The following is a 17,259-nucleotide window of genomic DNA, read 5'->3' as shown; positions in this document are numbered from 1 at the left end:
GCAGAAAGACCTGGGGCGTTGCATGGATTACTCGTCGATAGAAGCCTGATAAGCACCGGCGTCCAGCAGGTTCGCCAGCTCGCTCTCGTCTGATGCTTTAATCTGGAACAGGAAACCTTCACCGTAAGGCTCGCTGTTCACCAGCTCCGGAGAACCTTCCAGTTCAGCGTTTACCGCTACGATTTCGCCGCTGATTGGCGCGTAAATGTCCGATGCCGCCTTAACGGATTCCGCCACGGCGCAATCTTCGCCTGCGGCAACGACGCGGCCCACTTCTGGCAAATCAACAAACACCATATCGCCCAGCAGTTCCTGCGCGTGTTCGGTGATACCTACGGTGTAAACGCCGTTACCTTCTGAACGAACCCACTCGTGGGAGGATGCGTATTTCAATTCTGTTGGCACATTGCTCATCGCCAGCTACTCCTTCGAAGAAATAAAGAATCAATAAACAAAAATTAATTAATCAGTGACTTACCTGCACGTACAAAGCCAGGTTTGGTGACCCTGACCGGCATTTCACGGTTGCGGATCTGTACGATAGCCTGTTCGCCGATACCGGCAGGGACGCGGGCCAGGGCGATGCTGAAGCCCAGGGTCGGTGAAAATGAACCGCTGGTGATCACCCCTTCATGCGTCTGGCCTGCCGCATCGGTGAAACGCACCGGCAGCTCATTACGTAATACGCCTTTTTCCATCATGATCAAGCCGACCAGTTGTTCGGTGCCCTGCTCACGCTGTTTTTCCAGCGCGTCACGACCGATGAACTGACGATCTTCCGGCTGCCAGGCGATGGTCCAGCCCATGTTGGCGGCCAACGGCGAAATACTTTCATCCATCTCCTGGCCATACAGGTTCATGCCAGCTTCCAGACGCAGCGTGTCACGCGCGCCCAGCCCGGCTGGCTTAACGCCCGCCGCCAGCAGTTGCTGCCAGAAATCCGCCGCCTGCTCTTTCGGCAGGGCGATTTCATAACCCGCTTCGCCGGTATAACCGGTGGTGGCGATAAACAGATCCCCTGCCTGCACGCCGAAGAAAGGCTTCATGCCTTCAACCGCGTTTTTTTGTTCCGGGGTGAATAAGGTAGCCGCGCGTTCTTTGGCCTGTGGGCCCTGTACTGCAATCAGCGCCAGATCGTCACGCACCGTCAGCGTTACGCCATACGGCGCTGCGTGCTCTTCGATCCAGGCCAGGTCTTTGTCGCGTGTGGCGGAGTTCACCACCAGGCGGAAATAGTCTTCAGTAAAGAAGTAAACGATCAGGTCGTCGATTACGCCGCCGGACGCGTTCAGCATGCCGGTGTACAGCGCTTTGCCAGGCTGGGTGAGCTTGGCGACATCGTTCGCCAGCAGGTAACGCAGGAATTCACGGGTACGGGCACCGCGCAAATCAACAATGGTCATATGGGAGACGTCGAACATACCGGCATCCTGACGCACGGCGTGGTGCTCATCGATCTGGGAGCCATAATGCAGCGGCATCATCCAGCCATGAAAATCTACCATGCGCGCACCGCACGCCACGTGCTGGTCGTACAGTGGGGTTTGCTTTGCCATCTTTTCCCTCATTCCACTCAGAAGCTGAAGATAGGGTGCTGCTACGCAATACGTCAGATTATGGCTCGTGGCCGGATTGCGTGGCGCACTGACTGCCCAACAGAAACGCTGCGTCGAAATTGACAAAAACTGCGGCAAATCGCCGCGACGCAAACGATACCTTTGCTCTGACGTTATCACCGAACGACCACATTAACCATAAGTTAAAATAGGCTGGGCGGCGTTCTGCGCCAGTAAAAAGCCGGGCTAGTGTGCAGAGTTTTAAACTGGAAAACTGCGCTTTAAGGCACAAAACCAACAATTAGAGCACCAAAAATCCGAAGTTATATAACAAACCCACGGCCAGAGACGGAATTTCGACTTTTGATAACCGGTTATGGAATTAGAAAAAGTAATGGTAAAAACAGCCTGAAATTAGATTATTTCAAATGAAGGGTTATATAAGGAAAAGCTATGAGCATAAGGCGCAGATCTGCGCCTTTGGAGAGCGATAACGCTACGGGGAAACAAGACAGAAAGACCGGCAAACCGGTCTCTCTCAGGCGGTGATCAGGCCAGCCAATCCGGCAGATCGTTCAGGCCCATAGCCTGGCGCACCAGCTTCGGCTTCACGCCCGGCAGGCTGTCAGCCAGCCGCAGCCCGACATCGCGCAGCAACTTCTTCGCCGGGTGATTGCCGTCAAACAGTTCGCGGAACCCTTGCATGCTGGCCAGCATGACCGCTGCACCGTGTTTGCGACGACGCTCATAGCGGCGCAGATACAGGTGTTGACCGATGTCCTTGCCCTGACGTTGCAGGCGGCGCAATTCGGCGATCAGCTCGGCGGCGTCCATAAAGCCCAGGTTGACCCCCTGGCCAGCCAACGGATGTACGGTATGGGCAGCATCGCCCACTAATGCCAGACGGTGTGCAGCAAAGCTACGCGCATAGCGCCCGGTCAACGGGAAGGTCTGGCGTTCGCTTTCCAACTGGCAGGTGCCAAGGCGCAGATCGAAGGCCATCGCCAACTCACGGTTAAACTGCTCGGACTCCAGTTGCTTGAGGCGTTCGGCCTCTTCGGGAGCAACCGACCAGACGATGGAGCTTAAATGCGGATCGCTGAACGGCAGAAATGCCAGAATGCCGTCGCCGTGGAATACCTGACGCGCCGTCGCCAAATGCGGCTCTTCGGTGCGAATGGTGGCCACCAACGCATGATGGCGGTAGTCCCAGAAGGTCAACGGGATATCGGCATGCTGACGCAGCCAGGAGTGAGCGCCGTCGGCGCCGATCACCAGCCGGGCAGTCAGCATGCGGCCGTCCTCGAGTGTGATAAACGCGTCGTTTTCGCCCCAGGCTACCTGTTTGAGCGCCGCCGGGGTAATCAGCGTGACATCGCTCAGGCTTGCCGCCCGTTTCCACAACGCCTGCTGGATCACCGAGTTTTCAATGATGTGGCCGAGGTGGCTGAAGCCGCATTCGTCACCGCGGAAGGCAATCTTGCCGAAGCTGTCGCGATCCCACACTTCCATCGCGTTATAGGCACTGGCGCGCAGATTGAGGATCTCGTCCCAGACGCCAATATGCTGCAGCAGGCGCTCGCTGGCGGCGTTGATGGCGGATACGCGCAGTGCCGGCAGTGGCGACGGCGGTGTCATATCCGGTTGCTGATGCTCCAGCACCGCAATGCGCAGGCCGCTGCCCTGCAATCCGCAAGCCAGTGCCAGCCCCACCATACCGCCACCGGCGATAACCACGTCAAATGATTGCATGCTGCTTAATTTCCTTAAATGACGCGCTGCGCAGTGATTGCCCAGCGCTTTTGGGCGCAACACGCTGCGCCGCTACTGAATATCGCCTAGCGATCTACCCAGCCCAAAGTCCGCTTGGCAAAGGCATCACGCACCGCCGGCAATTGGGCCATCGCCATCAGACCGAGATTACGTCCGACCACCAAAGGACCGTAACGGTTGGCGAACAGCCGGATCAAACCGTCGGTGACGCCAATCGTCGCTTGCTGATCCTGCTGGCGGCGTTGTTGATAACGACTCAACAACGCATAGCTACCGGGATCTTCTCCGTCCTGCTGTGCCTGGGCCAGCGTTTCCGCCAGCGACATCACGTCGCGCAGGCCAAGGTTGAACCCCTGACCGGCGATCGGATGCAACGTCTGGGCGGCATTGCCCACCAGAGCCAGTCGATGGCTGACGTGCTGATTAGCGGTCAATAGGCTGAGCGGATAGCTGTGGCGCTTACCGGCACGCAGGATCCGCCCCAATCGCCAGCCGAACGCCTGCTGCAATTCACTGATAAAGCGTGCATCGTCCCACGCATCAACCTGTTCACGATCTTCGCGTGCATGGCACCACACCAATGAGCTACGCCCCTGGGACATTGGCAACAGCGCCAAAGGCCCGTAGCGGGTGAAACGCTCAAAGGCACGCCCTTGCGGATGCACTGCCGTGGTTACGTTGGCGATGGTGGCAAACTGCGGATAGTCACTTTGCTGCCATTGCAGATTACAGGCCTGTGCCAGCGCCGAGCGCGAGCCGTCCGCTGCCACCAGCAATTTTCCACTGATACGCCGACCATTATCCAGCAATACCTCGGCCTGCTCCGCCGTGCGCACCACATCGACCACTCTGGCCGGACAATGCAGCGTGACGCCGGGTGCCTTGGCCAGCAACGCAAACAACCGTTGCCCGGCGTCGTGCAGTTCAATCACCTGCCCTAGCGCGTCAACCTGATAGTCTTGCGCGTACAGATTAACGAACCCGGCGTGACCGCGATCGCTGACGTGTACCTCGGTGATGGCCGTCGCACAATCGCGTAGTGCCGGCCAAACGCCGATACGCGTCAACTGTTGGCAGGTGCCCTGCGCCAAGGCAATGGCGCGGGCGTCAAACCCCGGATGGCTACGATCGTCCGGTCGGGTGGCTTCGACCAGATCAACCGCCATTCTTCCCTGAGTGAGCGATGAAATGGCCAGCGCCAAGGTCGCGCCCGCCATGCCGCCGCCAACAATAATTACGCTCATGCCGTTACCTTGCCGCCGCCATCAGTGCTTCGATGGCGTCAGCGTCTTTCACTACGCTGGCGGTCAGGTTTTCATTACCGTTGGCAGTGATCACAATGTCATCTTCAATGCGAATGCCCATGCCGCGGTACTCTTCCGGCACGTCGGCATCCGGCGCGATGTACAGCCCTGGCTCGACGGTAAACACCATGCCCGGCTCCAGCGTGCGGTCGCGGTTTGGCGTGCCGTAATGCCCGACGTCGTGCACATCCAGCCCCAGCCAGTGGCCAAGTCCATGCATGTAGAACTGACGATGGGCCTGTTCGGCAATCAGTTGCTCCACTTCGCCCTTCAGGATCCCCAGCTCCACCAGCCCGGTGATCATGATGCGTACCACCTCATCATTGACCTCACGGATACTGGTACCCGGTTTGAACAGCTCCAGGGCACGCGTCAGCGATGCCAGCACGATGTCATACACCGCACGCTGCGGCCGGCTGAACTTGCCGTTGACCGGGAAGGTACGAGTGATGTCGCCCGCGTAGCCTTTATACTCACAGCCGGCGTCGACCAGCACCAGATCGCCATCGCGCAATTCACTTTCATTTTCTGTGTAGTGCAAAATGCAGGCGTTGTCACCGCCGCCGACAATGGTGTTGTAAGACGGATAACGAGCGCCAAAGCGGGTAAATTCGTGATGAATTTCCGCTTCAAGCTGGTATTCGAACATGCCGGGACGGCATTTCTGCATCGCGCGGGTATGGGCCAGCGCGCTGATTTCACCGGCGCGGCGCATGATCGCCAGCTCTTCAGACGATTTGAACAGGCGCATTTCATGCACCCACGGACGCCAGTCGGTCACGGTCGCCGGTGCCTGAAGATTCTGGCGGAAACCCTTACGCAGCTTGTCCAGCGCGTCGAACAGGATTTTATCGGCGTAGTCGTATTGGCCCTGCCCGTGGTAAACCACGTCCAGGCCATTGAGCAGCAGGGGTAATTGATCGTTGATTTCATCGAACGGCAGCGCGCGGTCCACGCCCAGTTTCGCCGGAGCCGCTTCTTGCCCCAGGCGACGGCCAAACCAGATTTCCGCCGTCAGGTCGCGCACCCGGTTGAACAGCACGCTGTGGTTGTGCGTCTCGTCGCTCTTGACCAGAATCAACACCGAACCCGGTTCGTTGAAGCCGGTCAGATACCAGAAATCGCTGTTCTGACGGTAGGGATATTCGGTATCTGCACTGCGCGTCACTTCCGGCGCAGAGAAAATAATTGCCGCGCTGGCCGGAGCCATTTTAGCCAACAGCGCCTGACGGCGGCCGTTGAATTCCTGCTGAGTCATCACCTTCTCCTGAAATCAATCTGCCTGTGCTCACGGCCGCTAAGGACGTGAAATCGGGTGTTTAGTGCAAGGTCGGTTTGGCATTTTCCGGCGCCGTCGGCTTATGGCGGGTAAATTCGGTGTGGCACAAAATGGCCGCCACACGCACGTACTCCACCACTTCCTCCAGAGAGTGCTCAAGCTCTTCCTGGTCTTCGTCTTCGTCATAACCGAGCTGAGCGATATTGCGCAGATCGTCGATCGCCTCGCCCACTTCGTCTTTCACCTGTGCCAGCTTCGGCTGCATCATGCCCAGCCCCAGCAGGAAATGATTCACCCAACCGGCCAGCGCATCGGCGCGGTCAAACACGCTGACGGTTTCGCCTTCCGGCATCATCAATTGGAACATGAAGTCGTCATCTTCCAGCGTTTCACGCGTGATTTCATGAAGTTGCTGTAACGGCAGGCTCAGCGCCTGCGGGAAGGCCACGCCTTCATTGGTCAGATCGTAGACCAGCGATTGCCAGCCGGCGTCGCGGCTGCCACCGCACAGCAGGCCGCTGATCAGGCCGTGCATTTCTGCTGCGGTTAACGCCACCGCTTGCTGGTTGAGAGCAACGGTCAAAGATTGGTAACTTGGAAATGTATTCTGTATAGACATGCGCATTCGTCATCGTTGGCAGGATAAGTTCGTGTTATGCTACCACCAAGGTCCGTCGCTGTACCAGATAAGCGCGACACCTCAGTGGCTAGTTATAATCGTGATGTGTCAGAACTCACACGCTGCCGGCAGGGGACGAAATGACGCTAAATACGCATTTTGAAACCCTTTTTTGACTGGTAATGTCTGACGCAGTAGATTACAACCAGGTACTGAAAAAGGGGTTGTATCTTGGTACCGAGGTATATATAGTGGCGCCCGCTTTGGTAGGCCCGGTCAGGGCAAGCTGGGGCTGGCGCGAAATTTAGGCAGGAAGGTGGCATGTCTGCACAACCGGTAGATATTCAAATTTTTGGTCGCTCTTTAAGAGTCAATTGCCCGCCAGAACAACAAGATGCGTTGAACATGGCCGCGGTCGATCTTAACGAACGGTTGCAAGATCTTAAAGTTCGCACTAGAGTCACAAATACTGAGCAGCTCGTTTTCATCGCAGCATTGAACGTTTGTCATGAACTTGCTCAAGAACGGTTGAAAACCCGTGATTATGCGTCCAATATGGAACAACGCATTCGCATGCTGCAACAGACCATTGAACAGGCTTTGCTTGAACAGGGTCGCATCTCTGAACGTCAGGATGCACAATTCGAATAACTTAAGTTGCTGAAACCTCAGGTTTTGGCAATGAGTAAAAAATTTCTCTGAGATGTTCGCCAGCGGGCCAGTCCCCTGAGCCGATATTTAGTACCAACAGAATGTGATGATCCGCGATCGGTGTGCATGCTCGGCCCGCCGAGAAGCCTTAAGATTGCGACAGCACGTTCACCTTGAACCATGGGTTCAAGGGTTACAGCCTGCGACGGCATCTCGGAGATTCCCCCTTCCTCAGCGGTATGTGTGCTGACTATGTCTTTTCAAGCCCAGTATGCCCAGCAGCGGCAAAATATCCGAAATCAAATCCGTCAGCGTAGACGCGCTCTAACGCCTGAACAACAACAACAATCCTCCCTGCAGATAGCTGAACGCATCGCTGCACATCCACGCATCCTGGCAGCGCAGAATATCGCGGTATTTTTGTCGTTCGACGGTGAGCTAAATACCCGCCCGTTGATTGAACGGCTGTGGCAGTTGAGCAAGCAGGTTTATCTGCCCGTATTGCACCCGTTCAGCAAGGGTAATCTGTTATTCCTGCATTACACCCCTGAAACGCCGCTGGTGCACAACCGCTTCAACATTCTCGAGCCCGAGCTCGACGTGCGCCACGTGCTGCCATTGGGCTCGCTCGACGTGGTACTGACGCCGTTGGTGGCCTTTGACAGCGCGGGCCAGCGCCTGGGGATGGGGGGTGGCTTCTACGATCGTACGCTGCAAAACTGGCAACACCGTGGTCCTTATCCGATAGGCCTGGCCCATGACTGCCAGCAGGTCGAACAGGTGCCGGTGGAACACTGGGATATTCCGCTGCCGGAAATTGTTACCCCCGCGCAAAATTGGGTTTGGCAGATCGTTAAATAGCAAAAGGCCGGATAAATCCGGCCTTTATTAGTTACAGCACGTTCAATCAGAACAGCAAGCGAGCCCGGATAGTGCCGTCAATCGCCTTCATACGTTGCAATGCCGCATCGGCACGCTCGGTTTCCGCTTCAATGTCGATCACCACATAGCCGATTTCCGGACCGGTTTGCAGGTACTGCGCGGCGATGTTCACCCCTTCTTCAGCGAAGATTTGGTTAATCTGCGTCAGTACACCCGGACGGTTTTCATGGATGTGCAGCAGGCGGCTGGCGTTAGGCCCATGCGCCGGCAGGGACACTTCCGGGAAGTTTACCGCCGACAGGGTTGAGCCGTTGTCGGAATATTTCGCCAGCTTGCCGGCCACTTCGTCACCGATATTCTCCTGCGCTTCCTGAGTGGAACCGCCAATGTGCGGGGTCAGGATCACGTTATCGAATTCACAAAGCGGTGAGTTGAACGGCTCGCTGTTGGTCGCAGGCTCTTCCGGGAAGACGTCGATCGCCGCGCCGGCCAAGTGCTTGCTGGCCAATACCTTGCACAGTTCCGGAATATCCACCACGGTGCCGCGCGAAGCGTTGATCAGAATCGAGCCCGGCTTCATCAGTGCCAGCTCTTCTGCACCCATCATGTTTTTGGTTGATGGGGTTTCCGGCACGTGCAGCGTCACCACATCGCTCATATTGAGCAAGTCTGACAGGTGGCGCACTTGCTGAGCATTGCCCAACGGCAGCTTGTTCTCGATATCGTAGAAGAACACTTTCATGCCCAGGCCTTCGGCCAGGATGCCCAGTTGGGTACCGATATGGCCGTAGCCGATAATCCCCAACTTCTTGCCGCGCGCTTCAAACGAGCCCACGGCCAATTTTTGCCATTCGCCGCGGTGCGCTTTGGCGTTGGCGGATGGAATGCCGCGCAGCATCAGCAGCAGTTCGCCCAGCACCATTTCGGCCACGGATCGGGTATTAGAGAAAGGTGCGTTAAACACCGGAACGCCGCGTTTGGTCGCCGCCTTCAGATCAACCTGGTTAGTGCCGATGCAGAAACACCCTACCGCCACCAGCTTTTCTGCAGCGGCGAAGACTTCTTCGGTCAGATGCGTACGCGATCGGATGCCGACGAAGTGAGCATCGCGGATGGATGCCTTAAGCGCTTCGGTGTCTAACGCACCTTTGTGATATTCAATGTTGGTATATCCGGCTGCCAGCAGATTATCTACCGTGCTCTGATGAACCCCTTCCACCAACAGGAATTTAATCCTGTCTTTCTCCAATGATACTTTTGCCATTTACCCGACCCTATGTTCAGACTTCAGAAGCGGCTGTTGTTAACAGCACGCATCCAACATAACAAAAATAACGCGGGCGGCAATACAAACGATTGCCCGCCCGTCAGTACAAGGCTCAGCGATGTTGGCGGTTTGTGGCAGAAAATGCCATAGGGAAAGAAATAGACAGAAGCTTTGTGGAGCTAACGCTGACAATGTGACATATGTCACCAAATTTGGCGCTTTAAAGAAAAGATATTTTAGCCAGTGAATTATGCGGTCCGCTGGGATCCAAGATCGTATTCCAGAGGGGCGCCATGGCGACGCCCCTGCTAACACATGCGGTTATTCGACGACTTTCACACCTTCAGGCGTGCCGACCAGCGCCACATCGGCGCCGCGGTTGGCGAACAAACCGACGGTCACCACGCCGGCGATACCGTTGATTTTGTTTTCCAGCGCGATGGCGTCGACGATGCTCAGGTTGTGCACATCGAGGATCACGTTGCCGTTATCGGTCAGCACATTCTGACGATATTCCGGCAAGCCACCCAGCTTCACCAGTTCACGCGCCACATAGGAACGCGCCATCGGGATCACTTCGACCGGCAGCGGGAACTTGCCCAGCACGTCGACCTGCTTGCTGGCATCGACGATGCAGATAAATTTGCGCGCGATGGCGGCAATGATTTTTTCGCGAGTCAGCGCGGCACCGCCGCCTTTGATCATCTGCATCTGGCGGTTGATTTCATCCGCACCATCAACGTAAATATCCAGAGAATCCACTTCGTTGCTGTCGAACACGTGGATGCCGAGGCTTTTCAGCTTGGCGGTGGAGGCGTCGGAGCTGGACACCGCCCCTTCGATCTGATGCTTGATCGAGCCAAGCGCGTCAATAAAGTGGGCGGCGGTGGAGCCGGTACCTACCCCAACGATGGTGCCAGGGGTTACGTAATCCAGCGCGGCCCAGCCAACCGCTTTTTTCAGTTCATCCTGCGTCATAATATGTCCATTGCCTCTGTACGAAAACGTGTGCGTATTATAGGGTAAATCGCTATTTTTCACTCAGGCAGGATCACACTTCTTCACCCTAAGCCGCATTTTTAGGCGCGTCGCGGTAAAGTCGCGCGGTGATTTTCCACCTGTAAAACACCCCAGATGTGGCATAGTGCCTGTATCTATTACTGTAAGGGATATCTTTCCGATGAAACGCCCAGACTATCGAACGCTGCAAGCGCTGGACGCGGTGATCCGTGAGCGCGGCTTTGAGCGCGCCGCGCAAAAGCTTTGTATCACCCAATCGGCAGTATCCCAGCGCATTAAGCAGTTGGAAAACCTGTTCGGCCAACCGCTGCTGGTCCGCACCGTACCGCCGCGCCCGACCGAGCAGGGCCAAAAATTGCTGGCGCTGCTGCACCAGGTCGAGTTGCTGGAAGAGGAGTGGTTGGGCAACGACACCGGTATCGACACGCCGTTGCTGCTGTCGCTGGCGGTCAACGCCGACAGCCTCGCCACCTGGCTGCTGCCGGCGTTAAAACCGGTGCTGACGGACTCTCCTATCCGCCTGAACCTGCAGGTGGAAGACGAAACCCGTACTCAGGAACGCCTGCGGCGCGGTGAAGTGGTCGGCGCGGTGAGTATCCAACCGCAGCCGCTGCCGAGCTGCCTGGTAGACCGGTTGGGTGCGCTGGACTATCTGTTTGTCGCCTCGAAGGGTTTTGCCGAGCGCTACTTCCCGAACGGCGTCACGCGTTCTGCGCTGCTAAAAGCGCCGGCGGTGGCGTTCGACCATCTCGATGACATGCACCAGGCTTTCCTGCAGCAGAACTTTGATCTGTCGCCGGGCAGCGTTCCCTGTCATATCGTGAATTCATCGGAAGCCTTCGTGCAGTTGGCTCGTCAGGGCACCACCTGCTGTATGATCCCGCATCTGCAGATTGAGAAAGAGTTGGAGTCGGGCGAGCTTATCGACCTGACACCAGGCCTGTTCCAGCGCCGTATGCTGTTCTGGCACCGCTTCGCGCCGGAAAGCCGCATGATGCGTAAAGTGACCGATGCCCTGCTGGAGCATGGTCGTCAGGTTCTGCGTCAGGATTAAAAGGTAAAAAGGTTCGCCGCAGCGAACCTCAGATTACTAACAAAGCTGTTTTAAGTCCGAGATTCCCGGATCTCGCGTACCGAGGGGCTATTACGGGATGCATCCCTGTATTCTCCCCTCTGGGCCGACTGGAAGTCATTCCAATTTGCTCCCGGCAAATTGGCCAACGGCCAAGGTCGTAACGACCACTTCAGCACGCTCTCGCTAATAACAGGTTTTATCAGCAGTTTGAAAAACCGACTTATACCCTAGATAATTGGAGTTGCATCACAACAAAACCAAGGGTTTTGTTGTGATGCGCTTGAGTTGGCCCCAACGGGGCGAGGCTTTGCCGAGTAACGCGGCCAGGGCGGGAGTCCCCAGGAGCTTACTCAAGTAAGTGACTGGGGTGACTGCCTGCAGCCAACACAGATGCAACTTCAAGTATGACGGGTATGTTACTGCGCCGTGTTGCGCTGCAGCTCGAAGACTACATCGACCTGATCGTCAAAGTGAATGCTCTGCTGCTCGTAGGTTTGCGCCACGTCGCTTTCCGCAGCGGCTCCCGCCGCTTTGTACATGCGCGCTACCGGCATCGGCTGGTAGTTGGCGACATGATAACGAATGCTATAAACCGGCCCCAGTTTCGCGTTAAAGCCTTTCGCCAGTGAAGCCGCCTGCTGCGTAGCGTTCTCGATGGCTTTCTGACGCGCCTGTTCGCGGTAAACATCCGGTTTGGCTACGCCCAACTCAACGGCGCGGATCTCGTTCAGGCCAGACTTCAACGCGCCGTCCAGCAGCTCGTTCAACTTATCCAACTGACGCAGAGTAACCTGCACCTGACGAACTGCACGGTAGCCTTTCAGCACCGACTCACCGGTTTTCAGGTAATCGTATTCCGGCTGGGTGCGCAGATTTGCGGCGCTGATGTCTTTCTTCTCGATATTGTTTTTCTGCAGGAAATCAAAATATTGCGCTACGCGCTCATCGACCTGCTTCTTCGCCTGTGCCGCGTCTTTAGAAGAAACGCTGACCTCGATCGCCAGGGTGGCGATATCTGGAGTGGCGTCAACGCTTGAAGTGCCAGAGGTCACTACGTGCGGCCCTTCCGGCACTTCAGCCGCTTGCAACGCCAGCGGTAACGTCCCTAATCCAATCATTGCGGCCATAGCCAATGCTTTAAGCTTCACAGAGTCTCCTTGATGACAGGCTGTAACTGATTACCGGCCTTTCTCGACTGAAAACGGCCGGTTCCTTGGCATCAAACGTAGCATATCGCACGGGCTTTTGAATTCGGATTAGTGACAAATTCTTATAAACTTGCGCCCTGCCAGGCCAATTGCAATGCGATGCCCCACATCACTACGCCGACCAGCGTATTGATGACGCGCTGTGCCATTTGGGTCTTCAACCAGGGTGCCAGCCAGGAAGCCAACAGCGCCAGCGCGAAGAACCAAAGAATCGACGCGCTCACCGCCCCCAGCGCAAACCAGGAACGAACGTCCGGCGCCAACTGACCGCCCAGGCTGCCCAACACCACAAAAGTATCGAGATAAACGTGCGGATTAAGCCAGGTTACCGCCAGCATAGTCACCACCAGCCGCCAGCGACTCTGCTTCAGTTCCTCGGCCGTTGCCAGCGCCAATTGGCGGCTGAACGCGGTGCGAAACGCTCCCCAGCCGTACCACAACAGAAAGGCAACCCCGCCCCAGGTGACCAACGCCAGCAGCAACGGCGAACGACTCAACAACGCGCTCCCGCCGAAAATCCCCCCGCAAATCAACACAACATCGCTCAATGCGCACAGTGAGGCGACCATCAGATGATACTGACGGCGGATGCCCTGGTTCATGACAAAAACATTTTGCGGGCCCAGCGGCAGGATCATCGCGGCGCTCAGGGCAAAGCCCTGCAGAAAGACAGCTAGCATGGTATTCCTCACAGAAAGAGTGCGCCGGTCAGCGGCGCGTGTCGGTCAACACGCGCATCATAGGAGGAAAAAATTATTAGGTGAAATTGATATTTCTAATCAACTATCAGCAATGCTAATAATCAGGCGGGAATGACAAAACCCAGCTCCTGAGAAATGCGCTGTGCGGTTGCCAGCACTGGCTTAATCAGGGCTTTAACGCCGATTTGCTGCAGTTTGGCGGTCGGCAACGATACCGATACCGCGTAGGGCACCCGCTGTTGAATATCAAACACCGGCGCCGCTACGCAGGACACGCCCAGCTCATTTTCTTCGCGATCCATCGCCATGCCCTGTTTGCGAATGTCGGCCAATTCCTCATACATCTTCGGTAATTCGGTAATGGTATTGCGCGTCAGCGTCTGGATCTCATGCTGATGTGTCTGCCAGTAGTGTTCCGGATAATCACTGTTGCCGTAGGCCATAAATATCTTGCCCATCGCCGAGCAGTACAGCGGCATATGCTGACCGATATAGGCACGAGTGCGCATCATGCCGGTGGTGGGCTCCAGCTTGTAGATCAAAATAACGTGGTCGTCTTCACGGCTGGAGAAGTTTACCGTCTCCCCCACCTCAAGATTGAGCTGCTCCAGATGTGGTGCGGCAACGTGGATAATATTCAACGAAGAAAGCGCTTTCTGGCCGACCGAAATGAACTTGGTGGTCAGGCGATAGCTGCCGGGCGACGGCGCCTGTGTCACATATCCGCTGGTATGCAACCCTTGCAGCAGGCGATGGACGGTGCTTTTGTTCATGCCGGCCAACTCAGACAGGTGCGCCAGTGGGCAGCCGTTAGGGAAGTTGCTCAGGATCTCAATCAGTTGCAATCCGCGGAACAGGCTTTGACTGCCCAGGGGTTTGTCTTTCTTGTCATCTTTCTCTTCGACAGCTTTCAAGCTCATTGCGCAATTTCTCCAGTGTCGAACCGCCGGCCAACGCCACGGCGTGGCAAACGGCCCCTTTGGCGGGAATGTTACCCCAAGGCCCGCATCAGGTGAAGACGGAACGCCGTTTCATTGTCAGCAGCAGGTTAAAAATGCGCAACATTCTGCTAACCCCTGAAGTGAGTTGTACGTCACAATTCCGCAAAGACATAAATAACCAGTTGTTTTAAAACAAGAATTAAAACACCTCCGGCTTTGCTTTAGATTGGCGTTCGGCATATTATTTTTGAAATTGAATTTCGCATATTGAAATTTAACGGACATATAAACACCAGAAAGCATAAATCCGATTGCGTATTTCACTATCAGGGGCGCATCACATGACACCAGATAATGCGGAACAACCCATTCTAACCCTCAGCCATATCGTTAAGCGCTTTGGCGGCAACGTCGCGGTAAACGACGTCAGTCTGCAGGTGATGCCGGGCGAAGTCCTGGCCCTGCTGGGCGAAAATGGCGCCGGCAAATCGACGCTGATCAAAGTGCTGGCCGGGGTGTATCCACGCGACGGCGGCGACATTCAGTTTCAGGGGACCAGCATAGCCTCCGCCGCGGCGATAAAAAGTGACAGTCGCCAGCCTATTGCCTTTATTCATCAGGATCTCGGGCTGATCGAATGGATGACGGTAGCGGAGAACATGGCGCTGGTGATGGGATTCCCACGCCGCTTCGGCCTGATCGACTGGCGAGCCATTCGCCGCCGCGCTGCTCAGGCGCTGCAGGATGTCGGCATCGCGCTGGATCCCGACGCCAGGGTGTTCGAACTGTCGCGCACCGAGAAATCGCTGCTGGCGATCGCCCGGGCGGTGGCCGTTAACGCCGAACTGCTGGTGTTGGATGAGCCGACCGCCTCGCTGCCCGCCAACGATGTGCGTCATCTGTTTGCCGTTATTAACCGGCTGCGCGACAAAAAGGTCGGCATGATTTACGTCACCCATCGGCTGGACGAAGTGATCGAAATTGCCGACCGGGTATGCGTCATGCGCGACGGCCGCTATGTGGCGGGCGGCAGTACCGCCGACTATTCGCTGCGGGATCTGGTGCATATGATCGTCGGTGAGGCAATGGCAGAAGATCAGCGCGAGCCCCTGCCGGAAAATCAGCCGCCGGTGTTGCAGCTCAATCACGTGGTGGTGGGTGATATCGGCCCGGTCAGCTTTAACCTGCAGCCCGGTGAAATGCTGGCGCTGGCCGGCCTGCGCGGCGCAGGCCAAGAAGAGATTGGCCGCCTGCTGTTCGGCCTGCGTCATGCCGATGAAGGTGAAATCCGCTTTCGCGACCAACCCTATAGCGCCAGTAGCCCACAACAGGCCATGGCCTGCGGCGTTTCGCTGGTGGCGGGTGACCGTACCGGCGAAAGCCTGGTGATGTCGATGAGCGTGCGTGAAAACCTGTTTATCAACCCTTGTGCCAGTGGCCACAAGCTGCTTTCCCGCTACAGCCGCCGGGCAGAAATCGGCGCCAGTTGGTGGAAAGTACAGCTGTTCGACGTGCGGCCCAAGGACGTCAATATCGATATCAGCGCCCTGTCCGGCGGGAACCAGCAAAAGGTGGTGATGGCGCGCTGGATGCACCTCGGTGCCCCATTGCTGATCCTGGAAGATCCCACCGCCGGTGTAGACGTAGGGGCCCGGGCGGAAATCTATCATCTGTTAAATAAATCCCTGGCGGAGGGCGTGGCGGTGTTGGTGATCTCCAATGACTTTGAAGAGATCGCCCATATCTGCAACCGCGCACTGGTGTTTAACCGGGGAAAAGTGGTCGGCGAGCTGAAAAATCAGCAGGTGTCATTCGCCAATTTATTGGAACTGGCCTCCGCCAGCTCCGGGGAACCCCTCGCGACAACGTTAGAATCTGAGGTAGGCCATGTCTAAAACATCTGTTAAATCAACGGCACTGGAGCAAAGAGTCAGCCTGTCGCAGGACGGTGCCGGCCCCTGGCTGATGCAGGTTCTCACCCGCTACGGCCTGCTGCTGCTGTGCGTTGCGCTGGTGGTGCTATTTTCGCTGATCGCACCGTCTTTCGCGTCCATGCTGACGCTGCAGGCAATCCTCTCCAGCAAAGCCAAGATTGCGCTGCTGGCACTGGCGGCGACCATCCCGATGATCGTCGGCAAAATTGACCTTAACGTCGGTTTCGGCATCGTGCTGTGGCATATCCTGGCCATCACCCTGCAGGTGGAATACGGTTTTTCGTGGCAGATGGCGGTACTGACGGTGCTGGCCCTTTCCGCTCTGTACGGCCTGCTGAACGGTATTCTGGTGGCACTGGCGGACATCGACAGCTTCGTCGCCACGCTCGGATCCGGCACCGTGCTGTATGCCATTGCGCTGTGGCACTCCGGCGGGAGGCAGATCGTCGGCGATCTACCGGATGCTTTCATCGCCCTGCACCATACCGAGATCGGCGGGATCCCGATCGTCGCATTCTACGTGCTGATCGTCGCCGTGGTGCTGTGGTTGATCACCGAACATACCCCGCTTGGCCGCTGCATGTACGCCGTGGGCGGCAATCCGGCGGCGGCACGGCTGAACGGCATCTCGGTCAATCGCTTCACCATTGGCGCCTTTATCGCCTCCAGCGTGCTGACCGGCTTCAGTGGCGTACTGATCGCCGCCGAACAGGGCGTTGGTCAGGCCAGCGTCGGCATGGACTACCTGCTGCCGGCGCTGGTCGGCGCCTTCCTCGGCAGCACCACCATTCGCCCGGGCCGGGTTAACGTCTGGGGCACCGTGGTTGGCATTGCCATTCTGGCTATCGGCATCGCCGGTATCCAACAGTTCGGCGGTGAATTCTGGGTCGAGCCACTGTTCAACGGTGCGACGCTGTTGCTGTCGATCACCCTGGCGGGCTATGCCCAACGCCGCCGGTTACTCAATCAAAAAGCGGTACAACGCAGCCCAGCCTCTACGGCTGATAAAAATAACCAAAAAGCGATCAATCCTTAACCAGGAGTGCACC

16 protein-coding genes and 1 other RNA gene are annotated in these 17,259 nt (G+C 56.7%); 6 read left to right on the top strand and 11 right to left on the bottom strand.

Annotated features, from left to right (window positions below; genetic code table 11):
- Nucleotides 1-27: 27 nt before the first annotated feature.
- The 6 genes from gcvH to AAZT04_RS16540 all read right to left on the bottom strand — a co-directional run bounded on the left by gcvH (nt 28) and on the right by AAZT04_RS16540 (nt 6,531).
- Nucleotides 28-414: a glycine cleavage system protein GcvH gene (gcvH, locus tag AAZT04_RS16565; protein ID WP_020828494.1), complete on the bottom strand. Its 387-nt coding sequence runs from the start codon at nt 412-414 to the stop codon at nt 28-30.
- 44 nt (nt 415-458) lie between these two features.
- A complete protein-coding gene (gene gcvT / locus AAZT04_RS16560) occupies nt 459-1,556 on the bottom strand; it encodes a glycine cleavage system aminomethyltransferase GcvT (protein ID WP_129984113.1) in 1,098 nt (365 codons plus the stop codon).
- Nucleotides 1,557-2,105: 549 nt separating this feature from the next.
- Nucleotides 2,106-3,308, bottom strand: coding sequence for an FAD-dependent 2-octaprenylphenol hydroxylase (ubiI, locus tag AAZT04_RS16555; RefSeq protein ID WP_115058085.1), 1,203 nt, complete (start codon nt 3,306-3,308; stop codon nt 2,106-2,108).
- 86 nt (nt 3,309-3,394) lie between these two features.
- Nucleotides 3,395-4,573, bottom strand: coding sequence for a 2-octaprenyl-6-methoxyphenyl hydroxylase (gene ubiH, locus AAZT04_RS16550; RefSeq protein ID WP_048760861.1), 1,179 nt, complete (start codon nt 4,571-4,573; stop codon nt 3,395-3,397).
- A 4-nt stretch (nt 4,574-4,577) separates the two neighbouring features.
- On the bottom strand, nt 4,578-5,891 hold the full coding sequence (pepP, locus tag AAZT04_RS16545) for a Xaa-Pro aminopeptidase (protein WP_020828498.1): 1,314 nt from the start codon (nt 5,889-5,891) through the stop codon (nt 4,578-4,580).
- Between the two features lie 61 nt (nt 5,892-5,952).
- Nucleotides 5,953-6,531, bottom strand: coding sequence for a YecA family protein (locus AAZT04_RS16540; protein ID WP_041414927.1), 579 nt, complete (start codon nt 6,529-6,531; stop codon nt 5,953-5,955).
- 321 nt (nt 6,532-6,852) lie between these two features.
- On the opposite strand from AAZT04_RS16540, the gene zapA reads away from it, so the two are divergent.
- From zapA to AAZT04_RS16525, 3 genes are all read left to right on the top strand, one after another.
- Nucleotides 6,853-7,182 (top strand): cell division protein ZapA, encoded by a 330-nt coding sequence (gene zapA / locus AAZT04_RS16535; protein WP_012146623.1) that lies wholly within the window; start codon nt 6,853-6,855, stop codon nt 7,180-7,182.
- A 41-nt stretch (nt 7,183-7,223) separates the two neighbouring features.
- Nucleotides 7,224-7,406: non-coding RNA, 6S RNA (gene ssrS, locus AAZT04_RS16530), on the top strand.
- 28 nt (nt 7,407-7,434) lie between these two features.
- Nucleotides 7,435-8,043 carry a 5-formyltetrahydrofolate cyclo-ligase gene (locus AAZT04_RS16525; RefSeq protein WP_020828500.1) on the top strand — a complete coding sequence of 203 codons (609 nt, stop codon included), beginning with the start codon at nt 7,435-7,437 and terminating at the stop codon, nt 8,041-8,043.
- A 46-nt stretch (nt 8,044-8,089) separates the two neighbouring features.
- Here AAZT04_RS16525 and serA read toward each other — a convergent pair whose 3' ends face one another.
- Together serA and rpiA are read right to left on the bottom strand one after the other, a co-directional pair.
- The gene (gene serA, locus AAZT04_RS16520; protein WP_044553273.1) at nt 8,090-9,328 is read right to left on the bottom strand and encodes a phosphoglycerate dehydrogenase; all 1,239 of its coding nucleotides are present in this window, start codon (nt 9,326-9,328) and stop codon (nt 8,090-8,092) included.
- A gap of 324 nt (nt 9,329-9,652) precedes the next feature.
- On the bottom strand, nt 9,653-10,309 hold the full coding sequence (gene rpiA / locus AAZT04_RS16515) for a ribose-5-phosphate isomerase RpiA (protein WP_020828502.1): 657 nt from the start codon (nt 10,307-10,309) through the stop codon (nt 9,653-9,655).
- A gap of 202 nt (nt 10,310-10,511) precedes the next feature.
- On the opposite strand from rpiA, the gene AAZT04_RS16510 reads away from it, so the two are divergent.
- Complete coding sequence (locus tag AAZT04_RS16510) at nt 10,512-11,405, top strand: LysR family transcriptional regulator ArgP (protein ID WP_020828503.1); 894 nt, start codon at nt 10,512-10,514, stop codon at nt 11,403-11,405.
- Nucleotides 11,406-11,842: 437 nt separating this feature from the next.
- Here the strand turns inward: AAZT04_RS16510 and AAZT04_RS16505 are convergent, their stop codons facing one another.
- From AAZT04_RS16505 to AAZT04_RS16495, 3 genes are all read right to left on the bottom strand, one after another.
- Entirely contained in the window at nt 11,843-12,574 is a 732-nt protein-coding gene (locus AAZT04_RS16505; protein WP_071888896.1) for an oxidative stress defense protein, read from the bottom strand.
- Nucleotides 12,575-12,696: 122 nt separating this feature from the next.
- A complete protein-coding gene (argO, locus tag AAZT04_RS16500) occupies nt 12,697-13,314 on the bottom strand; it encodes an arginine exporter ArgO (RefSeq protein WP_020828505.1) in 618 nt (205 codons plus the stop codon).
- A gap of 122 nt (nt 13,315-13,436) precedes the next feature.
- Nucleotides 13,437-14,255 (bottom strand): IclR family transcriptional regulator, encoded by an 819-nt coding sequence (locus AAZT04_RS16495; protein ID WP_020828506.1) that lies wholly within the window; start codon nt 14,253-14,255, stop codon nt 13,437-13,439.
- A gap of 362 nt (nt 14,256-14,617) precedes the next feature.
- Here AAZT04_RS16495 and AAZT04_RS16490 point away from each other — a divergent pair, with 362 nt between their 5' ends.
- Together AAZT04_RS16490 and AAZT04_RS16485 are read left to right on the top strand one after the other, a co-directional pair.
- Nucleotides 14,618-16,171 (top strand): sugar ABC transporter ATP-binding protein, encoded by a 1,554-nt coding sequence (locus AAZT04_RS16490; protein WP_258090623.1) that lies wholly within the window; start codon nt 14,618-14,620, stop codon nt 16,169-16,171.
- The gene (locus AAZT04_RS16485; protein WP_258090622.1) at nt 16,164-17,246 is read left to right on the top strand and encodes an ABC transporter permease; all 1,083 of its coding nucleotides are present in this window, start codon (nt 16,164-16,166) and stop codon (nt 17,244-17,246) included. Before AAZT04_RS16490 ends, AAZT04_RS16485 begins: the two co-directional genes overlap by 8 nt.
- Nucleotides 17,247-17,259 lie beyond the last annotated feature (13 nt).

The organism is Serratia sp. Je.1.23.a, from assembly GCF_051129805.1.
Lineage (GTDB): Bacteria > Pseudomonadota > Gammaproteobacteria > Enterobacterales > Enterobacteriaceae > Serratia > Serratia liquefaciens.
Note: the sequence above shows the minus strand (reverse complement) of the source record. Positions and strands in the feature narration are given on the sequence as shown.